The sequence below is a fragment of the Coprococcus sp. AF99-45 genome, from assembly GCF_027663865.1.
Lineage (GTDB): Bacteria > Bacillota > Clostridia > Lachnospirales > Lachnospiraceae > Allocoprococcus > Allocoprococcus comes.
Map to the genome: position 1 here is coordinate 1 of NZ_JAQDGZ010000007.1, position 24230 is coordinate 24230.

25 protein-coding genes, 2 tRNA genes and 1 riboswitch are annotated in these 24230 nt (G+C 42.4%); of the genes, 7 read left to right on the forward strand and 20 right to left on the reverse strand.

The features are described 5' to 3' along the window. Positions 1-191 precede the first annotated feature (191 nt). From PGR14_RS07265 to PGR14_RS07310, 10 genes are all read right to left on the reverse strand, one after another. Positions 192-281 (reverse strand) — tRNA-Ser (locus PGR14_RS07265). A 231-nt stretch (positions 282-512) separates the two neighbouring features. Then, a tRNA-Ser gene (locus PGR14_RS07270) sits at positions 513-598 on the reverse strand. Between the two features lie 88 nt (positions 599-686). Continuing rightward, positions 687-1394, reverse strand: coding sequence for a 2-C-methyl-D-erythritol 4-phosphate cytidylyltransferase (gene ispD, locus PGR14_RS07275; RefSeq protein WP_008373678.1), 708 nt, complete (start codon positions 1392-1394; stop codon positions 687-689). Between the two features lie 42 nt (positions 1395-1436). Then, complete coding sequence (tsaD, locus tag PGR14_RS07280) at positions 1437-2468, reverse strand: tRNA (adenosine(37)-N6)-threonylcarbamoyltransferase complex transferase subunit TsaD (RefSeq protein WP_008373677.1); 1032 nt, start codon at positions 2466-2468, stop codon at positions 1437-1439. Positions 2469-2494: 26 nt separating this feature from the next. Beyond that, a complete protein-coding gene (locus PGR14_RS07285) occupies positions 2495-3403 on the reverse strand; it encodes a ribonuclease Z (RefSeq protein ID WP_008373675.1) in 909 nt (302 codons plus the stop codon). Beyond that, positions 3397-3648, reverse strand: coding sequence for a hypothetical protein (locus tag PGR14_RS07290; RefSeq protein ID WP_055158650.1), 252 nt, complete (start codon positions 3646-3648; stop codon positions 3397-3399). Before PGR14_RS07290 ends, PGR14_RS07285 begins: the two co-directional genes overlap by 7 nt. 141 nt (positions 3649-3789) lie before the next feature. After that, the gene (gene rimI / locus PGR14_RS07295) at positions 3790-4254 is read right to left on the reverse strand and encodes a ribosomal protein S18-alanine N-acetyltransferase (RefSeq protein ID WP_055247571.1); all 465 of its coding nucleotides are present in this window, start codon (positions 4252-4254) and stop codon (positions 3790-3792) included. Then, the gene (gene tsaB / locus PGR14_RS07300) at positions 4247-4984 is read right to left on the reverse strand and encodes a tRNA (adenosine(37)-N6)-threonylcarbamoyltransferase complex dimerization subunit type 1 TsaB (RefSeq protein WP_008373668.1); all 738 of its coding nucleotides are present in this window, start codon (positions 4982-4984) and stop codon (positions 4247-4249) included. Before tsaB ends, rimI begins: the two co-directional genes overlap by 8 nt. A gap of 1 nt (position 4985) precedes the next feature. Next, positions 4986-5417 (reverse strand): tRNA (adenosine(37)-N6)-threonylcarbamoyltransferase complex ATPase subunit type 1 TsaE, encoded by a 432-nt coding sequence (gene tsaE, locus PGR14_RS07305; RefSeq protein WP_022220008.1) that lies wholly within the window; start codon positions 5415-5417, stop codon positions 4986-4988. Between the two features lie 15 nt (positions 5418-5432). Then, on the reverse strand, positions 5433-5945 hold the full coding sequence (locus PGR14_RS07310) for a YcxB family protein (protein ID WP_055247568.1): 513 nt from the start codon (positions 5943-5945) through the stop codon (positions 5433-5435). Between the two features lie 162 nt (positions 5946-6107). Next, a riboswitch (FMN riboswitch) is annotated at positions 6108-6257 on the forward strand. Between the two features lie 113 nt (positions 6258-6370). Between PGR14_RS07310 and PGR14_RS07315 the strand changes: the two genes are divergently transcribed. Next, positions 6371-7015 (forward strand): ECF transporter S component, encoded by a 645-nt coding sequence (locus tag PGR14_RS07315; RefSeq protein WP_055158641.1) that lies wholly within the window; start codon positions 6371-6373, stop codon positions 7013-7015. Positions 7016-7133: 118 nt separating this feature from the next. Here the strand turns inward: PGR14_RS07315 and glgD are convergent, their stop codons facing one another. From glgD to PGR14_RS07345, 6 genes are all read right to left on the reverse strand, one after another. Next, the gene (gene glgD, locus PGR14_RS07320; RefSeq protein ID WP_055247566.1) at positions 7134-8252 is read right to left on the reverse strand and encodes a glucose-1-phosphate adenylyltransferase subunit GlgD; all 1119 of its coding nucleotides are present in this window, start codon (positions 8250-8252) and stop codon (positions 7134-7136) included. 1 nt (position 8253) lies between these two features. Further along, on the reverse strand, positions 8254-9393 hold the full coding sequence (locus tag PGR14_RS07325; protein ID WP_008373659.1) for a glucose-1-phosphate adenylyltransferase: 1140 nt from the start codon (positions 9391-9393) through the stop codon (positions 8254-8256). A gap of 223 nt (positions 9394-9616) precedes the next feature. Continuing rightward, positions 9617-10150: a hypothetical protein gene (locus PGR14_RS07330; protein WP_055247564.1), complete on the reverse strand. Its 534-nt coding sequence runs from the start codon at positions 10148-10150 to the stop codon at positions 9617-9619. Further along, positions 10141-10824 (reverse strand): DnaJ domain-containing protein, encoded by a 684-nt coding sequence (locus PGR14_RS07335; protein ID WP_008373654.1) that lies wholly within the window; start codon positions 10822-10824, stop codon positions 10141-10143. The genes PGR14_RS07330 and PGR14_RS07335 overlap by 10 nt, the downstream gene beginning before the upstream one ends. After that, positions 10805-11656 (reverse strand): DUF5685 family protein, encoded by an 852-nt coding sequence (locus tag PGR14_RS07340; protein WP_055247562.1) that lies wholly within the window; start codon positions 11654-11656, stop codon positions 10805-10807. Before PGR14_RS07340 ends, PGR14_RS07335 begins: the two co-directional genes overlap by 20 nt. Positions 11657-11659: 3 nt before the next feature. Then, positions 11660-13813, reverse strand: a complete 2154-nt coding sequence (locus PGR14_RS07345; RefSeq protein ID WP_055247560.1) for a Tex family protein — start codon at positions 13811-13813, stop codon at positions 11660-11662. Between the two features lie 172 nt (positions 13814-13985). Between PGR14_RS07345 and PGR14_RS07350 the strand changes: the two genes are divergently transcribed. After that, a complete protein-coding gene (locus PGR14_RS07350; protein WP_022220003.1) occupies positions 13986-14594 on the forward strand; it encodes a TetR/AcrR family transcriptional regulator in 609 nt (202 codons plus the stop codon). 126 nt (positions 14595-14720) lie between these two features. Here the strand turns inward: PGR14_RS07350 and PGR14_RS07355 are convergent, their stop codons facing one another. Beyond that, positions 14721-15752: an aldose epimerase family protein gene (locus PGR14_RS07355; protein ID WP_055156242.1), complete on the reverse strand. Its 1032-nt coding sequence runs from the start codon at positions 15750-15752 to the stop codon at positions 14721-14723. A gap of 325 nt (positions 15753-16077) precedes the next feature. On the opposite strand from PGR14_RS07355, the gene PGR14_RS07360 reads away from it, so the two are divergent. Together PGR14_RS07360 and PGR14_RS07365 are read left to right on the forward strand one after the other, a co-directional pair. Continuing rightward, positions 16078-17910, forward strand: a complete 1833-nt coding sequence (locus tag PGR14_RS07360; RefSeq protein WP_055247558.1) for an NAD(P)-binding protein — start codon at positions 16078-16080, stop codon at positions 17908-17910. Then, on the forward strand, positions 17904-19640 hold the full coding sequence (locus tag PGR14_RS07365; protein WP_008373638.1) for a [FeFe] hydrogenase, group A: 1737 nt from the start codon (positions 17904-17906) through the stop codon (positions 19638-19640). Before PGR14_RS07360 ends, PGR14_RS07365 begins: the two co-directional genes overlap by 7 nt. A 185-nt stretch (positions 19641-19825) precedes the next feature. Here PGR14_RS07365 and PGR14_RS07370 read toward each other — a convergent pair whose 3' ends face one another. From PGR14_RS07370 to PGR14_RS07380, 3 genes are read right to left on the reverse strand one after another with little or no spacing between them, the layout of a single operon-like run. Then, positions 19826-20419 carry a cytidylate kinase-like family protein gene (locus tag PGR14_RS07370; RefSeq protein WP_055247555.1) on the reverse strand — a complete coding sequence of 198 codons (594 nt, stop codon included), beginning with the start codon at positions 20417-20419 and terminating at the stop codon, positions 19826-19828. A gap of 17 nt (positions 20420-20436) precedes the next feature. Next, positions 20437-21129 carry an LrgB family protein gene (locus PGR14_RS07375; protein WP_055156236.1) on the reverse strand — a complete coding sequence of 231 codons (693 nt, stop codon included), beginning with the start codon at positions 21127-21129 and terminating at the stop codon, positions 20437-20439. Then, entirely contained in the window at positions 21122-21481 is a 360-nt protein-coding gene (locus tag PGR14_RS07380; protein ID WP_055247553.1) for a CidA/LrgA family protein, read from the reverse strand. Before PGR14_RS07380 ends, PGR14_RS07375 begins: the two co-directional genes overlap by 8 nt. Before the next feature lie 167 nt (positions 21482-21648). Between PGR14_RS07380 and PGR14_RS07385 the strand changes: the two genes are divergently transcribed. The 3 genes from PGR14_RS07385 to PGR14_RS07395 all read left to right on the forward strand — a co-directional run bounded on the left by PGR14_RS07385 (position 21649) and on the right by PGR14_RS07395 (position 24191). Then, positions 21649-22563 carry a diacylglycerol/lipid kinase family protein gene (locus tag PGR14_RS07385; RefSeq protein ID WP_055247551.1) on the forward strand — a complete coding sequence of 305 codons (915 nt, stop codon included), beginning with the start codon at positions 21649-21651 and terminating at the stop codon, positions 22561-22563. 17 nt (positions 22564-22580) lie between these two features. Beyond that, the gene (locus tag PGR14_RS07390) at positions 22581-23402 is read left to right on the forward strand and encodes a glycerophosphodiester phosphodiesterase family protein (protein ID WP_070098648.1); all 822 of its coding nucleotides are present in this window, start codon (positions 22581-22583) and stop codon (positions 23400-23402) included. A 117-nt stretch (positions 23403-23519) separates the two neighbouring features. Further along, on the forward strand, positions 23520-24191 hold the full coding sequence (locus tag PGR14_RS07395) for a phosphatase PAP2 family protein (protein ID WP_055247549.1): 672 nt from the start codon (positions 23520-23522) through the stop codon (positions 24189-24191). The last annotated feature ends 39 nt before the right edge of the window (positions 24192-24230 follow it).

Here is a 24230-nt window from a genome sequence, read left to right on the forward strand (position 1 = left end):
GTTTGTCAACAACTTTTTTATTTTTTGTTCTGCATTTAAAACTTTCATTTCTCATGCATCAGCTTGTTTATAATAACATCCGTTTTCCTGAATGTCAAGCACTTTTTTCGACTTTTTTCACATTTTCTTGATCTGTATTTTACATTCAATATTATGTTTTATCGATTACTGCTTTTTAGCTTTGAACAAAACGGAGAAAGAGGGATTCGAACCCTCGCGCCGCTATTAACGACCTACTCCCTTTCCAGGGGAGCCCCTTCGGCCAGCTTGGGTATTTCTCCAAAACGTCCGTTATTTAATATACACGATTCTTTCTTTTTTGTCCAGTACTATTTTCAAGTTTTATATATTACTCACTTACAAGATTAAATTCCACTCTTATGTGGAATTTAATCTTGTAAAATGATGTAACTTCAAAGGTAAATCTTGCCTTTTTTCATTTCACCTTTTTACTCCCCCCCAAAAACCAAGCAGAACAATAAAAAAAGCAGAACATATTGTTCTGCTTCAACCGGAGAGGGTGGGATTCGAACCCACGCGCCCTTTCGGACAAACGGTTTTCAAGACCGCCTCGTTATGACCACTTCGATACCTCTCCGCATTTATTAAGTTGTTGCTGTGTATCAGCGACAAGATAGATAATATCATAGTGATACATTATTGTCAACACTTTTTTTAAATTTTTTTCAATTTCTTTTTTTGATCAGACTTTCTGCTAATATCAGATCTTCTGGCGTTGTAATCTTTATATTCTCATACGAACCTTCTACCAACTTTACTGCACAGTTTTCCATACGCTCTACAACCATCGCATCGTCTGTTATCCCTGTTTCATTTTCTTCATTTTCCATCAATTTAAAATATGCATGACGAATCAATGCAGTCTCAAATACCTGCGGAGTCTGAATACACCACACAAATCTTCGTTCCGGTGTATTTACTGCGAAATCATTCTCATCTACAATCTTTACCGTATCTTTCGATGGCATTCCTGCCACACATGCCCGGTATTCTTTTACTGCCTGGTAAGTTCGTTCTATGATCGATTCATCAACAAACGGACGTGCTCCATCATGAATAAAGACATAACCTTCCGGTTCTATTTCTCTTAGTGCTTTATATACAGATTCATACCGTTCTTTTCCACCAACCACAATTTTATTAACTTTTGTGATTCCATAAGCTTCTATAATATTTTTCCGGCAATAATCAGTCTTACCTTCTCCTGTCACAAGAACAATTTCATCAATAATCGGAGATGCTGCAAATGCAGCAAGAGAATAGTAAAGTACAGGCTTTCCACATATTTCCAGATACTGCTTCTGTATTTTTGTACCCATCCGGCTTCCTTTTCCTGCTGCCAGGACTACTGCTGTACATTTTTCCCTGTTCATATTATTCTCTCCTTTTTACCTGCATTTCGTGGTTCGCCCACTCTATCTTTCGCCAAGTTTCAGATTCGGGACTGCATTCAGATCCCATCCATGTCTGGTTCCATTTATGTATTCATAATAAGCCGCCACACCGATCATTGCTGCATTATCTGTACAGAAAATCGGTGACGGATAGTAAAATTCTATTTCATTCTTTTCACATGCCTGTTTCATTGCTGCACGAAGACTACTGTTTGACGCCACGCCTCCCGCAATTGCAAACTTATTAAGTCCATATTCTTTTACTGCATGCATTGCATTGTCTACCAGCACATCAGTAACTGCTTTCTGGAAGGATGCAGCAATATCAGCACGGTTGTATTCAATCCCTTTCATCTTGCAGCCGTTAATATAGTTTAAAACTGCTGACTTCACGCCACTGAAGCTGAAATCATATGGGGAATCTTCGATATGCGCGCGTGGAAATGGGATTGCATCTGGATCCCCCTCTTTTGAAAGCTTATCAATCTTCGGTCCTCCCGGATATCCCAGACCAATTGCTCTAGCCACTTTATCAAAAGCCTCCCCTGCCGCATCATCTCTGGTTCTTCCAAGAATCTCATAAGTTCCATAATCTTTGACGCATACGAGATGCGTATGTCCCCCAGACACAACAAGACACAAGAACGGTGGTTCCAGTTCCAGATTCTCAATATAATTTGCAGAAATGTGCCCTTCAATATGATGAACTCCAACAAGTGGTAACTTTTTCGCATATGCGATTGCTTTTGCTTCTGCCACACCGACAAGAAGCGCACCAACAAGCCCCGGACCGTAAGTTACACCGATTGCATCAATATCATCCAGTGTAACCTCTGCATTTTCCAGAGCCTCTTCTATTACCTGATTAATCTTTTCAATATGCTTTCTCGATGCGATTTCCGGAACCACACCACCATATAATTTATGTAGATCTATCTGTGATGAGATCACATTTGACAACACCTGTCGTCCGTTCTTTACAACGGCTGCTGCCGTTTCATCACAGGAACTTTCAATTGCCAGTATTAATATATCCTTTTTCTCTGTATCCATATTTTTCCTTCTCTCTACTGCTTTGCTTATTCCGGGAAATCCAGTTCTGTTGTCATACGGTCTTTTCCTGCGATCGCATGTGGAAAGATTGCCCGCACTTCATCCATATATTCTTCCGGATGGCGCAGGGACGGGCTGTAATGCGTAAGCCACATTTCTCCCACCTCTGCCTCTTTTGCCAGGTTTGCTGCCTCATAAAAGGTCATATGCTTATATTCTACTGCCTTTGCCGCTTTTTCTTTTTCTCCGTACATTCCTTCGCAGATAAACAGGTCTGACCCTTTTGCATTCTTCCGGATAGAATCCGTCGGTCTTGTATCTGTACAATAGGTAAGCTTAATTCCTCTTCGAGGTGGTCCAAGGACCATCTCCGGCGTCAGTATTCTTCCGTCAAGCTCTACTGTCTCACCTTTTTGAAGATGTTTCCAGTATTCCTTCGGAATTTTCTGTTCTGTTGCCCTCTGCACATCAAATTTGCCGGCACGGTCGATCTCAATCGTATAACCGTAACAGATCACATTATGTTTTACACGAAATGCTTTCAGACGATATCCATCCATCTCAAAAATCTGTTCTGGCTCTGTAATTTCTCTATAGTGGATTTCAAATGGCAGTTCCGGCGCGATCACTCGCAAAGAACTCACCACTCTCTCCAGACCTTTCGGTCCAATCAGAGTAAGCGGTTCCTTTCTGTCCGCATTTCCCATTGTAAGAAGAAGTCCCGGAAGTCCGCTGATATGATCTCCATGGTAATGTGTGAAACAAATTACATCGATCGGTTTAAAACTCCATCCCTTCTCTTTTAACGCAATCTGTGTGCCTTCACCACAGTCAATCAGCAGCTGGCTGCCGTTATATCTTGTCATAAGTGCGGTCAGCCATCGATAAGGAAGCGGCATCATTCCACCGCTTCCAAGCAAACATACATCTAACATTCTAACTCCTGTTCTCCATATACCGGAATCTGGAAAGATGCTATCCAGGTATCATAACATTCCTCACAGATATCAAATCGATGGAGTTCTCCGTCTTTGTGCGAAAAATATCCCCATCTTTTTTCAACTGTAAGCATCTCTTCCTCCGGTATTCCATTTTTTATTGTGATTTCTTTTTTACATTTATTGCACACAATCTTTGTGACTGTATTTTTTTCTGTCTGAATTTTTTTATAATTACGCATCTTACTTCCTCCTGAGTATCTTTGCAAAAAAAGACTGCCATTTCATTTTTCAGCTCTTTCTATGTTCAGGTACATTATAACGTCACAGACTGACGCCTTCCAGTGGGAAGTCTTGTATATTCTTGCGATTTCTTCCATTTTCTAAACCATGCGGCTCATCAGGATTGCATCTTCCGGATTTTTCCCTCCGTAATAGAACTTTCGCTCTCCATCGATTCCAAATTTGTTTTTTTCATAAAATGCAATCGCTGTCTGATTACTCTTACGGACATCAAGAAGCATTCTTTTCAGTTGCTTTTCATGGCAGATCTGTTCCATAAATCCAAACAGCATCTGTCCAATTCCTCTGCGTCTTTCAGATTCAGCAACTGCAATTCTTGCAATCTCGCATTCATCCAGAACATAATAACACAGAAAATATCCCAGCAGGGTATCCCCTTCCATTGCTGCCGCACAAAAAGTATGCTTCTGTCTGACAGTTGATCTCACTTCATGATAACTCCACGGATCCGGAAATACGTCTGTTTCCATCTGCGCCACCTGTTCCATTCGTTCTCTGTCATTTTCTGTTATCAAAGTAATTTCTATGTTATCTCTATTACTCATGTGTTTTTTCTGCTTTCAGACGTTCTTCTCTTTCCCGTTCTGCCTGTGATACACGCAGATAATCCGGTTTGTGTTCCATTGCGGTTTCTGTTTTTCCTTCTTTATAATACTGAATTCCAAGCATACCGACTGCTGCCGCTCTCTGCTGGTTCATATGTGCCGGTGCAAATGCAATATCATAATTCGTCATCAATTCCTTCTCCAGCCTGTCTTTATGCACCGGTACACCATCTCCAAGAAAGATCACTGGTTTTCCATAAGTACAAAGTTTTTTGGCAAGTTCATCGATTTCGACTGCCATCTGTGCTTCCAAAACCTGCAGTTTATCACCGTCCATCTGATAAATACCAGTATATACCTGATTTCTTCTTGCATCCATGATCGGACAAATGATCCTGTCTGTATAACACAGATTATAAGCAAGTCCGTCTACTGTCGGAATGTGAATCAAAGGCTTCTTCAGTGCCAGCCCCAGTCCCTTTGCAGTTGCTGAACCAATTCTGAGTCCGGTAAATGATCCCGGTCCTCCTGCTACCGCAATCGCATCAATCGTATCCAGATTCATATCCGTCATCTTCACGATTTCATCCAACATCGGTAATAAGGTCTGTGAATGTGTCTTTTTATAATTGATCGTATACTCTGCAATCGTTTTGGAAATTTCGTTTTCTTCTTCAACTACTGCGACAGTTGCAACAAGTCCCGAACTGTCTATTGCTAAAATGCGCATATTATTCTCCTCTTTTCTCTACCGTAATCCGGCGGAAATCAAATCCCTGTTCCAGATCTTTTTCTATCGTGATCTCTGTCCGGTTCGCCGGAAGAATCTCATCGATCAGGTTCGCCCATTCGATCAGGCTTACACCGTCTCCATATACATAGTCTTCAAAACCAATCTCGTCCATCTCTTCAATGTCACCAATCCGATACACATCAAAATGATAGAACGGAAGTCTTCCGTCATCATATACCTGGACTATTGTAAAGGTTGGACTGCTGATCGGTTCTTCAATCCCCAGTCCTTTTGCCAGTCCCTGGGTAAATACGGTCTTTCCGACGCCGAGATCTCCTACCAGTGTATAGACTTCTCCTGCTTTTGCATGACTCCCGATCTTCTTACCGAGATCATAGGTTTCTTTGGCACTTCTTGTTTCAATTATCATCTTCTGGTCTGCCTCCTAATTTGCACTGACGTGTCTGATATTGACTTTCTTGGCTGGCATATGTGTAGAAATCATCTGCACTGCTGCCGCATACTGTTCTCCCAGGGATTCTCTTGGAAAAATCAGTGCTCTTACCTTTGTTACATATATAATTACAGACTGACCGGTTGAAACTGCCTTCCGGAAATCTCCCCATTCATTAAGCACACTTTGTTCATCCTGTGAAATGCGGATTCCTTCTTCGTTAAGTTCATAACTAATCGGTTTCTGAAACATCGGAGAGCGCATTACCTGTTCTGCCGCACGTGCTTTTAAATGAAGTGGGTTTCCGATCAGAAAAATTGCGGCAAACAAAAAGAACGTTGCAGCTGTACTGTAGCTTCCAAACATACATTGTCTGATTCCCAGCACCAGTGTTACACCACCGAAAATCACACCAACGATTCCGCTAAGGCTTGTATAGGAAGTATAGAGCATAAAATCAAACATGGCTTTTTTTGTCATTTTTACTTCAAACTTTATATTCATTCATTTTCCTCCATATCAGATTAAGTCACACCGATTATATCATACCGAATCTTTGGAAACAAGTCGTTACTGCTCACTCCGGGTTTAGAAAAACACTGTCTTTTCTTAACTTGTACTTGTATTTTATATACGCCTGCGCTATAATGTGTTCAAATGAACAAGGAAATTCTTCGGGGTAGGGTGACTTCTTATCGCTATAGTATAAGCAGAATTCCCAACCGGCGGTTACAGTCCGCGACCTGTCAGATTTCTGACAGCTGATTTGGTGCAATTCCAAAACCGACAGTAAAGTCTGGATGAGAGAAGAAAAAGTGATTTTGCAAATAATCCCCCCGACGTATTACGTCGGGGATTTTTTTGCATAGGCTTTCGAAGATTTTCCTCCTCAATTCATCTGATTATGTCAAGAGAAAAGGAGAGAAAAAATGAGTACAGATGTAATGACAAACCCAAAAACAACAACGAAAGAAAAAAAACGTATCAGCACAAAGGTAATTGCACAGATTGGTGTGCTCGGAGCAATCGCTATGGTTCTGATGTTATTTGATATTCCACTTCCATTTGCACCAACCTTTTACAAAATTGATTTCAGTGAAGTTCCGGTCCTTATCGGAGCATTTACCATGGGACCTGTAGCCGGCGCTTTGATCGAACTGGTCAAAATCCTGTTGAACCTCCTGATCAGAGGTACATCAACAGCTGGTGTTGGAGACCTCGGAAACTTCCTGATCGGATGTGCAATGTGTATTCCGGCTTCCCTGATTTATCAGAAGTTACATTCTCGCAAGGGTGCGATCATCGGTATGGTAACAGGAACTGTTTTTATGACAATTGTCGGATGTTTTATCAATGCATACCTTCTGCTTCCGGCATACGCTGCTGCATTCCATATGCCGATCGACGCACTGGTTGCCATGGGAACCGCAGTCAACAGTCATATCAACAGTCTTCTGACTTTTGTTTTACTTTCTGTTGCACCTTTCAATCTGCTGAAAGGTTTCCTGGTATCATTGATCGTATTCCTGATCTACAAAAAGATCAGCCCGATTTTACAAATGGGACGCGAATAGATTATAATTTTACAAAACAGCAAAAGGGGTTCGTTATGAGCCTCTTTTTTTATGAAACCAAAAAACAGAGAGAAGTCTGCCCAAGCCGGCATTCTTCTCTCTGTTGAATTTCTTTTGATTATAAAGTATCGTTTCTTCTTACATATCCTGGTTTTTCCGGATCTGCAATCAGTTCCTTTGCATGGACAATCCTTGCACTCTTGTCCACTACCTGCGCTTCAATCCGTGCATCCTCTCCAATTACAACTCCCGGAAGGATAACACTGTCTTTGACAACTGCACCTTTCTTAATTACGCATCCACGTCCGATTACCGAATTCTCAACAGTACCCTCGATCAGGCATCCATTGGAAATTACTGAACTCTTGACACTTGCTCCTTCATAATACTTTGTTGGGCATGAATCATTTGTTCTTGTGTAAATCGGCCAATTCTTATCAAACAAAGTCACTGCATTCTTCATATCGATCAGTGATAAGTTTGCATTATAGTAGCTCTTAAAATCTGTGATAGATGCAAAGAATCCTCGATGTGACACTCCACGTACATCCAGTTCACTGCATGCCATATTCACAATATCATTAAGTGTGAACATGGAAGAAATCTTTCTTCCCTTTTTAACCAGTTCCATAAACAGATCTTTGCGCATTACATAAGTGTCCATGAAAATATTACGGTTTTTCGCGTTACCATGGTTCGGTTCCAATGAAAGGACACCCTTCTGCTTGTTCAGATTAAGTGTTGAACAGTTCAGATAGTATTCTTTTGCATTATCCACACTGTGATATAACAGGGTAATATCTGCACCGGATTCAATATGTGTCTTAAGTAATTCATCATAATTCTGTGTATAAATCATATAACTTGGTGCAATAACTACATATGGATATTTTACAGCTTCAATACACTCCATATTTTCTTCATATGCCGCCAGGTCATTATTGTATACACTCCATTCTGCATTTGCAAAATCAGAATAAAGAATATGAAGACGGCCACTCTTTGAGTTGATATTGTAATGACGGCCTGTTCCAAGATGTTCTGTAAGAGAACGCGGTTTTCTTCTTACATAAACCTGAATATGTTCGATTTCACTGTTGCTCATATTAGAGATTGGGAAATCGATAACTCTGTATCTTCCAAGGAATGAAACAGCACCAACCGGACGGTAATTCTGCATCTCTCCTACCCGGATATTGTTGCCGGCAAAACTTACGATTCCAAATGCCTGTGCCATATTACTCATCCCCCTTAACACGTTTTGATACTAATTCAATATGTTCACTGTCTGCTGATCCGACAACTGCATTTTTGCCAATCTTTACGCCATCAGCCACAAGCGCTCTTGTTACAACTGCACCTTCTTCTACTTCAACGCCCGGCATCAGTACACTGTCAATAATCTGTGCACCTTCGCCGACTCTTGCACCTGTAAACAATACAGAATTTTTGACTTTTCCATTGATCACACATCCCTGGTTGATAAATGCTCTTTCAATCTCTGCTGTCGGGCCAACATACTGAGGAAGCACAGTTGTATCCTCTGTGTAAATCTTCCATGAATCATCATTCAGATCAAGTTCATTTTTACTATTGATCAGATCCATATTTGCTTCCCACAGGGAATCAATTGTTCCGACATCTTTCCAATATCCTTTGAACTTGTATGCATAGAGCTTTCTTCCATCATTCAGCATAGTCGGAATGATATCTTTTCCGAAATCATGATTGGAATCCTGATTTTTCATATCTGCAAGGAGCATCTTTCTTAAAAGCTTCCAGTTGAATATGTAAATACCCATGGATGCCAGATTGCTCTTTGGATTCTCCGGTTTCTCTTCAAACTCTACAATTCTTCCCTCATCGTCCGTATTCATAATACCAAAACGGCTTGCTTCCTTCATCGGAACCTCAATGACCGCGATTGTTGCATCTGCTCCAGTCTCTTTATGATAATCAAGCATATTATCATAATTCATCTTATAAATATGGTCACCGGAAAGAATCAGTACATATTCTGGTGCAAACATGTCCACAAAATCAATGTTCTGTGAAATTGCATCTGCTGTTCCTCTGTATACATCCAGATCCGCATCCGCTTTTTCACGCGGTGGAAGTACATAGACTCCGCTGTTCTGGGCATCTAACCCCCATCTGCGGCCTGCCGCTACATAACTGTTAAGTAAAATAGACTCATACTGTGTCAGGACTCCTACATTATCAATTCCGCTGTTGGCACAGTTGCTAAGTGGAAAATCAATGATTCTGTATTTTCCACCATATGAAACCGCAGGTTTGGCTACTTTATTTGTAAGCTCGTGAAGACGACTTCCTCGTCCGCCCGCCAAGATCATAGCAAGCATATTATTCTGCTTCATAAGTGAATCCTCTCTTTCCTATTTGTCCTGTCTTATATTATACAATTTTTCTGTTAAATTTTCCACTTTTTTGTGCAAAAAATACATAAAAATTTATATTTTTATTATTATGATGTGTTCGAGGATTATGGGAATTGCGTAGCAATAGAACAATCCGGTTACATCAGTGAGCAGCAAAATTTACTTTCGACACTCACATCATCATTATTGTATTATATATGCTTTAAAATCCGAATTTATGTCTATTTTCTTTCCAGATTTTCCCCATTGCATATTCATATGTCTTATCAAAGACAAAAAGTATAAGTTGTCCGAATACAACAGACATAAGCATTATTCCTTTTGCGGTCTTTTTTTCAGATAACATACTCCAGAAATATATTAAACCCGGAATATAAAGTACATTAAATACCAGATATTTCATGAGCCAGAAAAAGTTACGGCTTCTGATCCATCCGGAAGCTCTTCCAGAAAAATGCCATATTGTTTCTATAATTAGAATATAAAATCCCATAAATGCATAGGAAACCACATATAATTTATTCGGAGACAGAAGGATTGCCAGCAAAATTCCTGCCAGTAAAAAGCCTGCCCCGCTTTTCAATCCAAATTCCTGAATCACAATCCCGACAAAAAAGGACGCCGCCGCCAGTAAAAAAAGGGTATTCGTTTCGATCACACTGCCAAGCGCAATCCCCACTTCTGTCAGTGCAAGCATAACGCCTGCAAATGCAATCTTTTTTGTATTTAGATGCATGGACACAGATCTCCTCCCATACATTCACATAATGAATCTGCGATCCACAGATCACAGCACATATTTCCAGTTCCACACGGAGAGGAATTACGATTGCCATATCCCTGACCAAACGGATTACTATTATATCTCTGTGCTCCCCAGTTCAGCTGGTTCATCAGCTCTCTGTACTGCGGGTTATTCGGGTCCATATTCACTGCCTGCGCAGCATAATCCCTTGCCAGCACATTGTTGCCTACGCCGGCGTTGGCCATGGAACTTGCATAATACCATTGTGCAGTCCGGTCATTCATACGGTTCAACACATTGATCGCGTCCTGATATCTACGGTTATTGATAAAATTGAATGCCGCCTGCATCTCCGGATTCATATTATTGTACTGCTGATATCTGCCATTGCCATAAGATTGATTTCCATAGGAATTATTACCATAAGAATAGTTCCCTGAACCCGCGCCGTATCCGTAATTATATCCTCCATTCGCCCGCTCTTTCATAATTTCATCATAAGCTTCCTGTACTTCTTTGAACTTTTCTTCAGCAAGATCCCGAAGCGGATTATCCACATTGGCATCCGGATGATATTTCCGGCTCAATTCTCTGTACGCCTTTTTTATCTCCTCTTCCGACGCATTTGGTGATACGCCAAGCACCTCATAAGGATTCTTTGTCATCTTCCTTTTCCTCGCTTTTCTTTTCTTGTATCTTTCTGTAATGTTTCCATACGCCATCATACAGGATATTCCGCAGGATATCCACGTCCAGTATACATGGCAGAATTTCAAAATTTCTTGCGCATTCGCCGATCATCATGCACAGAATGTCTCTGCATCTTTCTTCATATCCGGCTTCTTCATGCATCTTTTTTAATGGATTATAAGTCCCTTTTTCCAGGTCCTTATCCAGATCTTCGTAAGCATCCATAATATAAATATATTTGCCCAGATAGAAACCGATCCCTCGAAGCTGCTGTTCCCAGCAGTCTTCTTTATATACCATCATCTCTTCCATCAGCCGGCCAAAACAGCCTGCCGGATAGTCAACTTCCTGTATACCCTGACTTTCATATTCCGAAAGCTTTGCCATTTCTTCTCTGATCACACGACTCTGCCTTGGATATTTCCGAATTGCTTTTTCTACTTTTCGCTTCAAGGCCATACTCCCGAGAAGCCCTGCTACTTTCTTCTCATCCTTCCAATCATCTTCCAGATGATAATACGCCATGATCAGATTCATATCGGCCGCATACTCTGTGATCTCATTTTCCAGCATTGGCTGTGGCTTTAACGGATGCATCTTACAGCGATGGCTTTCTGCCTTTGTTTCACTTTCATATAAAGAAGTAAGTAAAATGATCACAAATGTCATATCATAGGCAAGCGTAAGCTGACCTGCGCTGCCATACTGTCTCTTCAGCGACTGACAAAGGCCACAGTAATACGCTTTATATTTATGATAATCTTTTACTTTTAATTCCGGCTCATTCGCCGTCACATATCCGAACATGTATTACTGAATTCCTCTCATTGTAAGCTGGATCCGCTTCTTCTGTAGATCAACGCTCATCACCTTTACATCTACAACATCTCCTACGCTGACTGCTTCCAGTGGATGCTTGATAAAACGATCCGTGATCTGGGAAATGTGCACCAATCCGTCCTGATGCACTCCAATATCGACAAATACACCAAAGTCAATGACATTTCGCACGGTTCCTTTCAGAATCATTCCTTCCTTCAGATCCTTCATATCAAGGACATCCGTTCTGAGAATTGGTTTCGGCATCTCATCTCGTGGATCACGCGCCGGTTTTTCCAGCTCTTTGACAATATCCCGAAGGGTGATCTCTCCTATTCCAAGTTCCTCAGCGAGCTTTTTGTAATCTTTGATGGTAAGAGACAGACCTGCAAGTTTGCCGCCTGCAATATCTTCCGGCTTGAAGCCCTGCTTTTCAAGAAGCTTTCCTGCCGCCTCGTAAGACTCCGGATGTACACTGGTTCCGTCAAGTGGATTGATTCCGCCCTGTATCCTCATAAACCCGGCACACTGCTCAAATGCTTTTGGTCCAAGTTTTGGTACTTTGAGAAGTTCTTTTCTATTCTCAAATTTTCCATTTTCTTCCCTGTAAGCAACAATATTTTTCGCAAGGGTTCCGGAAATACCGGAAATATAAGAAAGCAGCGGAGCCGATGCAGTATTTAGGTCCACACCGACTTTATTTACACAGTCTTCTACCACACCGCCAAGTGCTTCTCCTAATTTTTTCTGGTTCATATCATGCTGATACTGCCCGACACCAATCGACTGCGGATCGATCTTTACCAGTTCGGCAAGCGGATCCTGAAGCCGTCTTGCAATGGATGTCGCGCTTCTCTGCCCGACATCGAATTTTGGGAATTCTTCTGTAGCAAGTTTACTTGCTGAGTACACAGATGCTCCCGCTTCATTTACGATCACATACTGCACTTTTTCCGGAATCTCTTTTAACAGTTCTACAATAAACTGTTCTGATTCTCTGGATGCTGTTCCATTTCCCAGGGAAATCAAAGAGATGTGATACTTTGGAATAATCTTTTTCAGCAGATCTTTTGCTGCCTGGATCTTCTTCGGAGTCGTAGGCGCTGTCGGATAAATTACAGTCGTACCGATTACTTTTCCGGTCGGATCTACCACAGCAAGCTTGCATCCGGTACGGAATGCAGGATCCCATCCAAGCACAACCTGTCCGACGATTGGCGGCTGCATCAGAAGCTGCTCCAGATTCTTTCCAAACACAAGGATTGCGCCATCTTCTGCTTTTTCCGTCAGTTCGTTTCTCAGTTCACGCTCGATCGCCGGTGCGATCAGTCTCTGATAGCTGTCGGCCACAACCTCTTTCAAAATCGGTGTTGTGTATGGATTATCCCTGCGGATCGCTTTCTTTTCCAGATAACGGAGAATTTCCTCTTCCGGTGCTTCAATCTTAACACTCAGGAATTTTTCTTTTTCTCCACGGTTGAGTGCCAGCACACGGTGTCCGGCTACTTTGCTGACCGCTTCTGTAAAATCATAATACATCTCGTATACAGATTCTGCTTTTTCATCTTTTGCAGCAGAAACCAGCGTACCCTTTTTGAACGTCAGATCGCGGATCCTCTTTCTGTAATCTGCCTCATCTGAAATATTTTCTGCAAGAATATCTTTCGCACCGTCAATCGCTTCCTGCACATTTTTCACGCCCTTTTCTTCAGAAACATATTTTTCTGCCTCTTTTTCCAGGGGTTCCTTACTATTCTGAAGAGAGATCAGAACCGCCAGTGGTTCCAGACCTTTTTCTTTTGCAATTGTCGCACGGGTCCGGCGTTTTGGTCTGTACGGACGATAAAGATCATCCACCAGAACCTGCGTCTCTGCTGCCACGATCTGTGCTTTCAGCTCAGGTGTTAACTTGCCCTGTTCTTCAATACTTGCAAGAACCTGTTCTTTTTTCTCTTCCAGGTTCCGCAGATAGGTCAGTCGTTCATATAATTTACGAAGCTGTTCATCATCCAGTGTACCGTGTGCTTCTTTTCTGTAACGCGCAATAAACGGAATGGTATTTCCTTCATCGATCAGCTTTACAGCCGCATCTACCTGCCACTTTTTTACGCCCAGTTCTTCTGTTATTTTCTGGTTAATATCCATTGATATCCAATCCTCTCTTTTTGTTCGCTATGGATTTAATGATACCATGTCATCTCTTATTTTTCAATTCCCGTTAAAATTACAGAGTTCGCTCGGTTTTCTTGTCTTTTTCTATTAAATATGCTATACTACATCTAATCTGACTGAAAAGTTTTAAGAAAGGATTAACCAAATGTCAAGCGATATTGAAAAAGAGCCACTGTCCAGACAACAGAAAAAATCAAAAGAAACCAAAGCACGTATCTTTCATGCAGCCAAGACAATTCTGCAGAAGCAGGGATACGATCAGCTTTCCATAAAAAATATCTGTGATGAAGCAGGTGTCTCCAACGGCAGCTTCTATCATCATTTTAAAACCAAAGATGATCTTTTATCTTATTATATTGAAGAACAGCCAAGCATCAATCCGGATCTTCTGGATACGCCGGAAGATGCAGATGAGGCAAAGATCGGTATCATCCACGTTTATCTGAATTACGCACAGTACTGCCGGGAACTCGGAGTAGAATTCATGTCCAACTACTACACACCGCGCAACCAGGCACTGAACCCAACGATCCGTACCGAGCGACCGTACCCGATCCTTACCGTAGAGAATTATCTTCGCAAAGCGATTGATGCCGGCATCATTGCGCCAAAGATTTCCCTGGATGAAATCTGCACTGATATCCGTATGCTGGTTATCGGAAATGTATTTGAATGGTGTCTGCATAACGGAGAGACTGATTTTGAAGGTAATATCCGCCGTTCGATCGGGCATTATCTGGATGGCATTTTCTGATTTCACAGATATACCACAGCGTAAAATGAATTTTTCATATTCCTTCGCTGATTTTTTACAGCACATATTTTCAAAAAAGGTGTCATGGATTTTTATGTCCATGGCACCTTTTCGGCTTATCTGTTGTTATATAAACTTGTACATCGTTGTTGTTTCGTAAGTTTCGCCCTTCTTGCATACCGGCCCAGCAAAATTCTCTTTATGGATTGCATCCGGGAAGAACTGTGTCTCGAAGCAGGCTGCCTGGCGTTTGTGGTAATGCGCCCCGCCTTTTCCTTTGGCATCAACAATAAAGTTGCCTGTATAAAGCTGCATTCCCGGAAGGTCTGTATAAACTTCCATAGTGATTCCGCTCTCTTCCGAGGACATCTCTGCCACTTTCGCAAATTCTCCTTTATTGTTCAGAACCCAGTTATGATCATATCCTTTCCCGAAATTCAGTGCTTCATAATCTGTCTCGATTTCTTTGCCAATTGCTTTCTTTGTGCGGAAATCCATCGGTGTTCCTTCTACCGGTGTGATCTCGCCTGTCGGAATAGACTCGGCATCGGCTCTGGTAAATGCATCTGCATCAATCCATACTTCCTGATCCAGTACATCTCCTGATGCATGTCCATCCATATTAAAATAGCTGTGATTTGTCATATTGATCAGAGTATCTGCATCCGGAACTGCATGGTAAGCGATCTTCACTGCATTGTCTTCTGTCAGAGTATATGTTACCTCAATATGTACAGCTCCCGGATATCCCTGATCACCATCCGGGCTGTCCAGTTCAAATGTAATATGATCATCTGCGGTTTCTTTTACCTTCCACATTCTCTGGTTATAAAAATCCATTCCGCTGTGGAGATTATTGCCATTATCATTCTTTTCAAGCTGATAGGTCACTCCGTTCAGTTCAAAGGATGCTCCTCCGATACGGTTTGCACTTCTCCCGACAATTGCACCGAAGAACAGATCTCCTTCTTCATATCCTGCTGCCTCATCATATCCAAGCACAACATCACACGGCTTGCCTTCTTTGTCCGGTACGATCACCTGTACCAGCGTTGCACCGTAATCGGATACTGCAATCTCCATTCCGTTTTTATTTGTGAGCGTATATAATTTTGTCTCGTCACCTTTAACTGTTGCACCAAAATCTGTTACTTTCATTTTTCCTCTTCCGCCCTTTCTGTTAATTGTGCCTGTAAAACAGACATCTCTTTTACAGGTGTTATTGTAACATAATTTTTTTATTTTTTGCACCCTTTATCGTTGTTCTGCCATTTTGTACATATTGCTGATATTTTTTATCATTTTGTGACAAAATTAACTTATTTGTCTATTTATTAACTTTGCTTGCAAGATTGTACTAAAATGCATACAATATCATTATAAGTGTGTCCATAGAGTTAATCTATAGTATTCAGATGCTTTCCCTATGATTTTCTTCATCTGTCCTGTAGATTAGCAAAAAAAGTTAAAGGAGAAAAAAGCTATGAGTAGACTTGAAATCACTGCACCGGACAAAGCCCAGCTGGTTATCGAAGGGCTCTACAAAGATCTGGAGCGAAGAATTGAATCCAGTCCTCCGGGACTATGTCCTGTTGACATGACTCGTGCTTTCCTGGAGATGTGTCATACACATACCTGTGGAAAATGTGTGCCGTGCCGTGTTGGTCTGTGGCAGCTGAAAAACCTGCTGACCGACGTTATGAACGGAGACGCAACTATGGAAACATTAGACCTGATGGAAGAACTCTCTGTATCAATCATGGAAGGAGCTGACTGTGCGATCGGGTATGAAGCAGCTCACATGGTTTACAAAAGTCTGATGGGATGTCGGGAAGACTATGAAGAACATGTGCGCCAGGGAAGATGTACCTGCCAGTACGCACAGCCTGTTCCTTGTGTATCTTTGTGCCCGGCACATGTAGATATTCCGGGATATATCGCTCTTGTCGGAGAAGGACGTTACGCAGATGCGATCCGCCTGATCCGTAAGGACAATCCATTCCCGACCACCTGTGGTTTTATCTGCGAACATCCTTGTGAGGCACGCTGCCGTCGTAACATCGTAGACGATGCAGTCAATATCCGCGGTCTTAAGAGAATGGCTGCTGATTATGCCGGAAAAGTTCCACCGCCGCCATGCGCTCCATCTACCGGAAAGCGTATTGCCGTTGTTGGTGGTGGCCCTGGTGGATTAAGTGCAGCTTACTATCTGCAGCTGATGGGACACCAGACAACCGTATTTGAGATGCTGCCGGAACTTGGCGGTATGCTCCGCTATGGTATCCCGAACTACCGTCTGCCGAAAGACCGTCTGAACGATGATATCAATGCCATCCTTGAGACCGGTGTCAAAGTTGAATTTGGCAAACGGATTGGAAAAGATATGACAATCCAGAGTCTGCGTGAAGAATACGACGCAGTTCTTATTACAATCGGTGCAAGTACCGATAAGAAACTTGGTATCGAAGGCGAACACTCAGAAGGGGTCCTTTCTGCTGTTCAGTTCCTTCGTGATGTAGGAAAGAACCAGAACCCGGATCTTACCGGACAGGAAGTAGCCGTTATCGGTGGTGGTAACGTATCTATGGATGCTGTCCGTACCGCAAAACGTCTGGGTGCTAAAAAAGTCAGCATCGTTTACCGCCGTCGCGTGGCAGATATGACTGCCCTTCCGGCAGAGATTGAAGGTGCTGTTGCAGAAGGAATCGAAGTACAGACTCTGATGGCTCCTTCCCGCATCGAAACAGATGAAAACGGTCACGTAAAAGGAATCTACGTTACACCACAGATGATTAGTAAGATCAAAGACGGTCGTGCAAGTGTACGTCCGACAGGTGCTCCTGACGTATTCATTCCATGCCAGACACTGATCGTTGCGATCGGACAGGATATTGAATACCAGCACTTTGAAGAAGCCGGTGTTCCTGTACAGAGAGGTAAGATCTTAACCGAAAAATACGGCGGATTCGATAACATTCCGGGTGTATTTGCCGGTGGAGACTGTGCTTCCGGTCCTGCATCCGTAATCAAAGCTATTGCTGCTGCAAAAGTAGTAGCTGCTAACATAGACGAATACCTGGGATATCACCACATTATCAGCTGTGACGTTGAGATTCCTGAAGCGCGTCTTGATGACCGCCCGCCGTGCGGAAGAGTAAACATGACCGAGCGTGAAGCCTGCGAACGTGTCTGTGACTTTAACGGTGTAGAAAACTGCATGTCCGAGGCAGAAGCGAAACAGGAAGCCAGCAGATGTCTGCGTTGCGACCACTTCGGCTACGGCATTTTCAAAGGAGGTCGTGAAACATTATGGTAAATCTTACAATTGATAATATAAACGTATCTGTCCCGGAAGGTACTACTATCATGGATGCTGCCAAAATGGCGGATATCCCGATTCCAAAGCTCTGCTATCTGAAAGATATCAACGAGATCGCAGCCTGTCGTGTCTGTGTTGTTGAACTCGAGGGAATGGAACGGCTGGTAACTTCCTGCAACAACGTAGTAAAAGAAGGTATGGTAATCCATACAAACAGCCCAAAGGTTCGTACAGCCAGAAGACAGACTGTACAGCTTATCCTTTCCCAGCACGACTGCAAATGTGCTACCTGTGTCAGAAGCGGTAACTGTACTCTGCAGAGTCTCGCAAATGACCTGAACATCATCGAAATACCATTTAAGCAGCGTCTGGAAGAATTCCCTTGGGATAAAGAATTTCCGCTGATCAGAGACTCACAGAAATGCATCAAATGTATGCGCTGTATCCAGGTCTGTGACAAGATCCAGGATTTACATATCTGGGATGTGACAAGTACTGGTTCCCGTACTACTATTAATGTAACCGGCAACCATAAGATCTCCGAGGTTTCCTGTTCTCTGTGCGGTCAGTGTATTACTCACTGCCCGGTCGGCGCTCTGCGCGAACGTGATGATACAGAGAAAGTATGGGATGCAATCGCTGATGACAAGAAAGTCGTTGTTGCACAGGTTGCTCCTGCTGTACGTGCTGCATGGGGTGAAGCTCTTGGTCTTTCCCGTGAAGAAGCAACTGTCGGCAAGATCATGGATGCTCTGAAGAAAATGGGTATTGACTATGTATTCGATACCTCCTTCACAGCAGACCTTACTATTATGGAAGAAGGAAATGAATTCCTGCAGAGATTTACAAAAGGCGAATTAAATCTTCGTCCGATGTTTACCTCCTGCTGCCCTGGATGGGTACGCTTCCTTAAATCACAGTACCCACATCTGGTGCCACAGCTTTCAACAGCCAAATCACCACAGCAGATGTTCGGTTCCGTTATGAAGAGCTATTTTGCGGAATCCATCGGTGTGAAACCGGAAAATATGTTTACTGTATCTATCATGCCATGTGTTGCCAAAAAAGGCGAAAGTAACATGGAACTGTTCTATGGTGAATATGCCGGACACGAGACAGACGTTGTACTTACAACTCGTGAATTGACACGCATGATCCGTTCTGCACATATTGATCCTGCTTCTTTGGTTGATCGTGAATGCGATCCTCTGATGAAAGAATGGACCGGTGCCGGTGTTATCTTCGGAACAACAGGTGGTGTTATGGAAGCAGCACTTCGTTCTGCTCACTACCTTGTAACCGGACGTAACCCTGATCCGGATGCATTCAAGATTGTCCGCAATCCTGGTGGACAGCCAGGTGTTGTAGAAGCAGAGATCCAGCTTGGAGATGCTACTGTTCGTGCTGCTGTTGTCAGCGGACTCGGAAACACACGTAAACTGATCGAAGCAATCGAACATGGTGAAGTACATTATGATTTTGTAGAAGTCATGGCCTGCCCTGGCGGATGCGTCGGCGGTGGCGGTCAGCCAATCCATGACGGAGAAGAACTTGCACGGACACGTGGTGAAAATCTTTATTTTCTTGATAAGAATGCACCACTTCGCTTCTCACATGAGAACCCGGATGTACTCCGTCTGTACCGTGATTTCTTTGAGAAACCGCTTTCTCACAAGTCACATATGTTGCTTCACACGGATCATAACGCATGGGAGATGCCTAGATAAATCAAATTTTGCCCTCTAAAAGATTGTAACGAATATATAAATAATTTATAGAAGCCAAGTATTCTATAAACTAAGATATAGAAATTGAGCCCTTCTATATCTCTAAAATCCAGAAATGGGAAATGACCTGCCATGTCATTTCCCATTTTTGGATTCAACAAACTAGTATATTCTTTTTATACCTTCTAAGCTCTGTCAGATTCTTCTGTCATCTTCTTATAATACAGAATCAGATCTGCTGCCTGTTCATAGGACAACTCTGTAGTGCTGACCGAAAGATCATAATTCTTCGACATTCCCCATTCCTGTCCGGTATAATCCTTACGAAAAGCGCTTCTTTTCTCATCCACATCCTGGATCTTACGTTTCGCTTTCATTCTGCTTGTAATATGATCACGCTCTTTCACGCGTTCAATTCGTGTTTCCATATCTGCATGGACAAATACACTAAAAGCTTCTTCTCGGTTTCTCATCAGATAACCTGCGCACCTTCCCATAATAATACATGGTCCTTCTTCCACAAGCTCTTCAATCAGTTTAAATGGATATGGCTTCTTCTTCGGTTCTGCAAAATTCATTGCGATTGAATAAAGAAGGCTGTCCACCGGCTGTTCATCCAGATACTCCTGCATTTCTTTCTCGTATCCGCGCATCTTTGCAATTTCAAACAGCTTCTCTTTATCGTAAAACGCATAACCGGTACGCTTTGCCAGCAATTCACCGATTTCATGTCCGCCGCTTCCATATTCCCGTCCGATACAGATAATTGTTTTCTCCATATTCTGCACACTCCTCTCTAATACAGGTGATAGAAAATCGATGCACCTACAACCGTCATCAATCCGGCCACTGCAATAGAAAGACTGCTCATTGCTCCTTCAATCTCTCCGATTTCCATTGCCTTTGCCGTTCCCATAGCATGGGAAGCTGTTCCGATTGCCAGTCCTTTTGCAATCGGATGCTCAATTTTGCAGAGCTTACAGATTCCCTCTGCAAACATATTTCCAATAATTCCGGTAATTACGATTGCAGCAACTGTAATCGTCACAATTCCACCAAGCTCTTCTGAGATTCCCATACCGATCGCTGTGGTAATTGATTTTGGAAGAAGCGTTACATAGAACTGCTTCTTCAGGTGGAACAACATAGAAAATACCCATACACCGGCAAGGCTGACAAATACACCTGTTGTAATTCCTGCAATGATCGCTTTCAGATTCTTCTTAAGAAGATTCATCTGCTGATAAAGCGGAATTGCAAGACAGACTGTAGACGGTGTCAGAAGGTAGCTCAGTACATTCGCTCCCTTATCATAAGTATCATAATCAATTCCAGTCACTTTTAGCACGATAATTACAAAAACAATCGAAACAAGAAGTGGATTGAAGATACCAATTTTTAACTTTTTACGCAGAAAAATTCCTGCCTCATATCCAAAAAGGCTGATCGCCATACAAAAAAAGGTCGATCCATGCAGCATATTACTCATCCTTCTTCTCCTCTTTCTTCAGTACAAACTGAGCGGTTCTTCCACTCACGCCCATAACCAGCACTGTTGTCACTACAATTGTAATCATGATCGGGACAAGAACCGGTTTTAAGTCTCCCCATGATACCATCAGACCTGCTCCTGCAGGGATAAAAAGCATCGGCATGATTTCAATCAGAAATCCACCAGCCTCATCAACTGCTTTCAAAGGAATTACTTTTGTCTGCAAACCTGCCAGCAAGATCAGCAAGCCATAAATACTTGCAGGAACCGGTAGTGGAAGGATTGCATGCAAAAGCTCTCCTGCAAAAGAAATCAATATGATAATCAAGAATTGTCTTATAAATTTCACAGTATTACCTCCATTTATTTTATGTTCATTTTTTAACACATGTACCAGAATAGCACTTTTAACACTCTGCCTCAATAAATTTTTGCATTTTTATTGTTTTTTTGACAATATCCTCTCATTCCGATGCTAGAATGAAACTAAATTTACAGAAGTGAAGGGATGACTTTATGTATCATTTTATAGCCAATCCTAACGCCCGCTCGGGTCAGGGACTTGCACTATGGGAAAAGATTAAATTAAAGCTGATAGCAGAACATATAGATTACCAAATCCATTTTACACATCACCGGCATCACGCAACGGAAATTGCCTCCGAGCTTACCGCCTCCGGGGATCCTGTTACGATCGTTGTACTTGGTGGTGATGGAAGTGTGGATGAAGTAATCTGTGGTCTGCAGAATTTAAGCCTGGTTACCCTCGGTTACATTCCGATCGGCTCTGGCAATGATTTTGGCCGGGGACTTGCCCTTCCATCCGATACCATGAAAGCTCTGGATCTGGTACTTCATTCTGAACAGACGCGCAAGATCAATCTTGGTGTATTGCACTATCATGACAAGGTTCACCGTTTTGCCGTCAGTTCCGGAATCGGATACGATGCAGCTATCTGCCATCAACTTTGTATTTCCAGGGTTAAAGTCTTTTTTAACCGGCTCGGTCTGGGCAAACTTGCCTATGCAGCCTGCTCACTCTACCGTCTGCGCCGCTGTCAGCCAGATGAGATGGAAATTCTTCTGGACGATACCAAAAAACTTCATTTTAAACGGGTTTTCTTTGCCTCTGCATTTAATCTTCCTTATGAAGGTGGTGGATGCAAATTCTGCCCGGATGCCAAACCGGATGATGATCTGCTGGACTTTATTGTGATTGCAAATGTTCCCAAAATTATTGCTCTGGCAATTCTGCCGACTGTGTTTTCCGGAAAGCATACCCGACTTCCAGGCGTACATATCTTCCGCTGTAAAAAAGCAGAAGTACACTCAAAAGTAGCACTTCCGGTACATTCTGACGGCGAACCGATTTATCTCCAGAAGGATGTTTCGTTCTCTCTCGAACCTGAGACACTGAAAATTATTACATAAAAGAAGGGGACTTTTCTATGCTGTTGTTTTGGATTCTTTTAACTGTTGTTGTATGTTTTTTCTTATATTTGTATATGATCATGCCGAATACTTCCCGCCGAAGCAAAATCCTCCCTTATCTCAAGCGGGATTATGCCCATCGCGGACTACATGATTCTTCCCGGCTGATTCCCGAGAATTCTATGCCGGCATTTCGTGAGGCAGTAAAACAAAATCTTGCCATCGAACTTGATATCCATCTCACCCGTGATGGAAAAGTAGTCGTATTCCATGACGAGTCTTTAAAGCGGATCTGCAATGCCGAAGGGACAGTTGAGGGTTCCACGTTTGATGCGCTACAGCACCTGCATCTTTCCGGAACTTCGGAGCATATGCCACTTTTTTCAGATGTCCTTCGCTATGTCAATGGGCGGGTTCCTCTTCTGATTGAACTGAAGCTTCCGGACAGCAATATGAAGCTCTGTCCTGCCGCATGGGATATTTTAAAGGATTATAAAGGACCTTATATGGTCCAGTCTTTCAACTCCCTTGGAATCCGATGGTTTCACAAGCATGCGCCTCAGGTTCTTCGTGGACAGCTTTCTTCTGCCCTGACTCGCACGAATCCGGAAAATCCTTTTCTGGCGCGCTTTTGTGTACAGTTCCTGCTGACCAACCTGATCTGTCGTCCGGACTTTATTTCTTATAAACTTGCAGATGCCGGCAATCCTTCCGTCTGGCTGAACCACTATCTGTACCGTATTCCGATGGCAGTCTGGACACTCCGCAATCAAAAAGCTTATAAAACTGCACGGAATAAATATGATATGTATATCTTTGAAGGTTTCTCCGTAAAATAGAGAATAGAAAAAAATATGAATGTTTTATGAAGTCTGTTGTCGAGAAAAATTTTTAATGTTATACTACCTCTAGTAACAAGGAAGAAACATCTTCACCCGAAGGAGCTGATTTTTATCATGAGTCATATTTTTAAAAAATTAAAGACACTGATGCATACATACAGCCATGCATGGGTATTACTATATGCTTTTATTTATTTTCCATGGTTTACTTATCTGGAACGCCATGTGACCGACAATTATTTTGTAATCCATTCGATATTCGATGACTACATCCCGTTTTGTGAATATTTCATCATTCCGTACCTGCTATGGTTTGCTTATATTGCAGTCACACTGGGATATTTGTTCTTTAATGATAAACAGGGATTTTACAAAGCCTCCGCGATCATGTTCAGCGGTATGACCATTTTTCTGATCATCTGCACGGTATTTCCGAACGGATTGAACCTGAGACCGGAAGTATTTACGCGTGATAACTTCTGTATCGAGCTGGTTAAACGGATCTATCAGACGGATACACCTACGAATGTGCTTCCAAGTCTTCATGTATACAACTCTATTTGTTGTTACATCGCAATTTCCCATTGCGAGAAGCTTCAGCACTCCAGACTGATCCAGAAAGGATCTCTTGTTTTAAGCATTCTGATCATTCTGTCAACCATGTTCCTGAAGCAACATTCCGTAGTGGATGTAGTTGCTGCATGTGTGATGGCATATTTCCTGTACACACTAATTTATGCACAGGAAGGTGCAAAGTCACCACGGCTTGCACGTCAGGTGATTTAAACACTTATAATTATTTTGTTTGACTCAAAGAAAGGACAT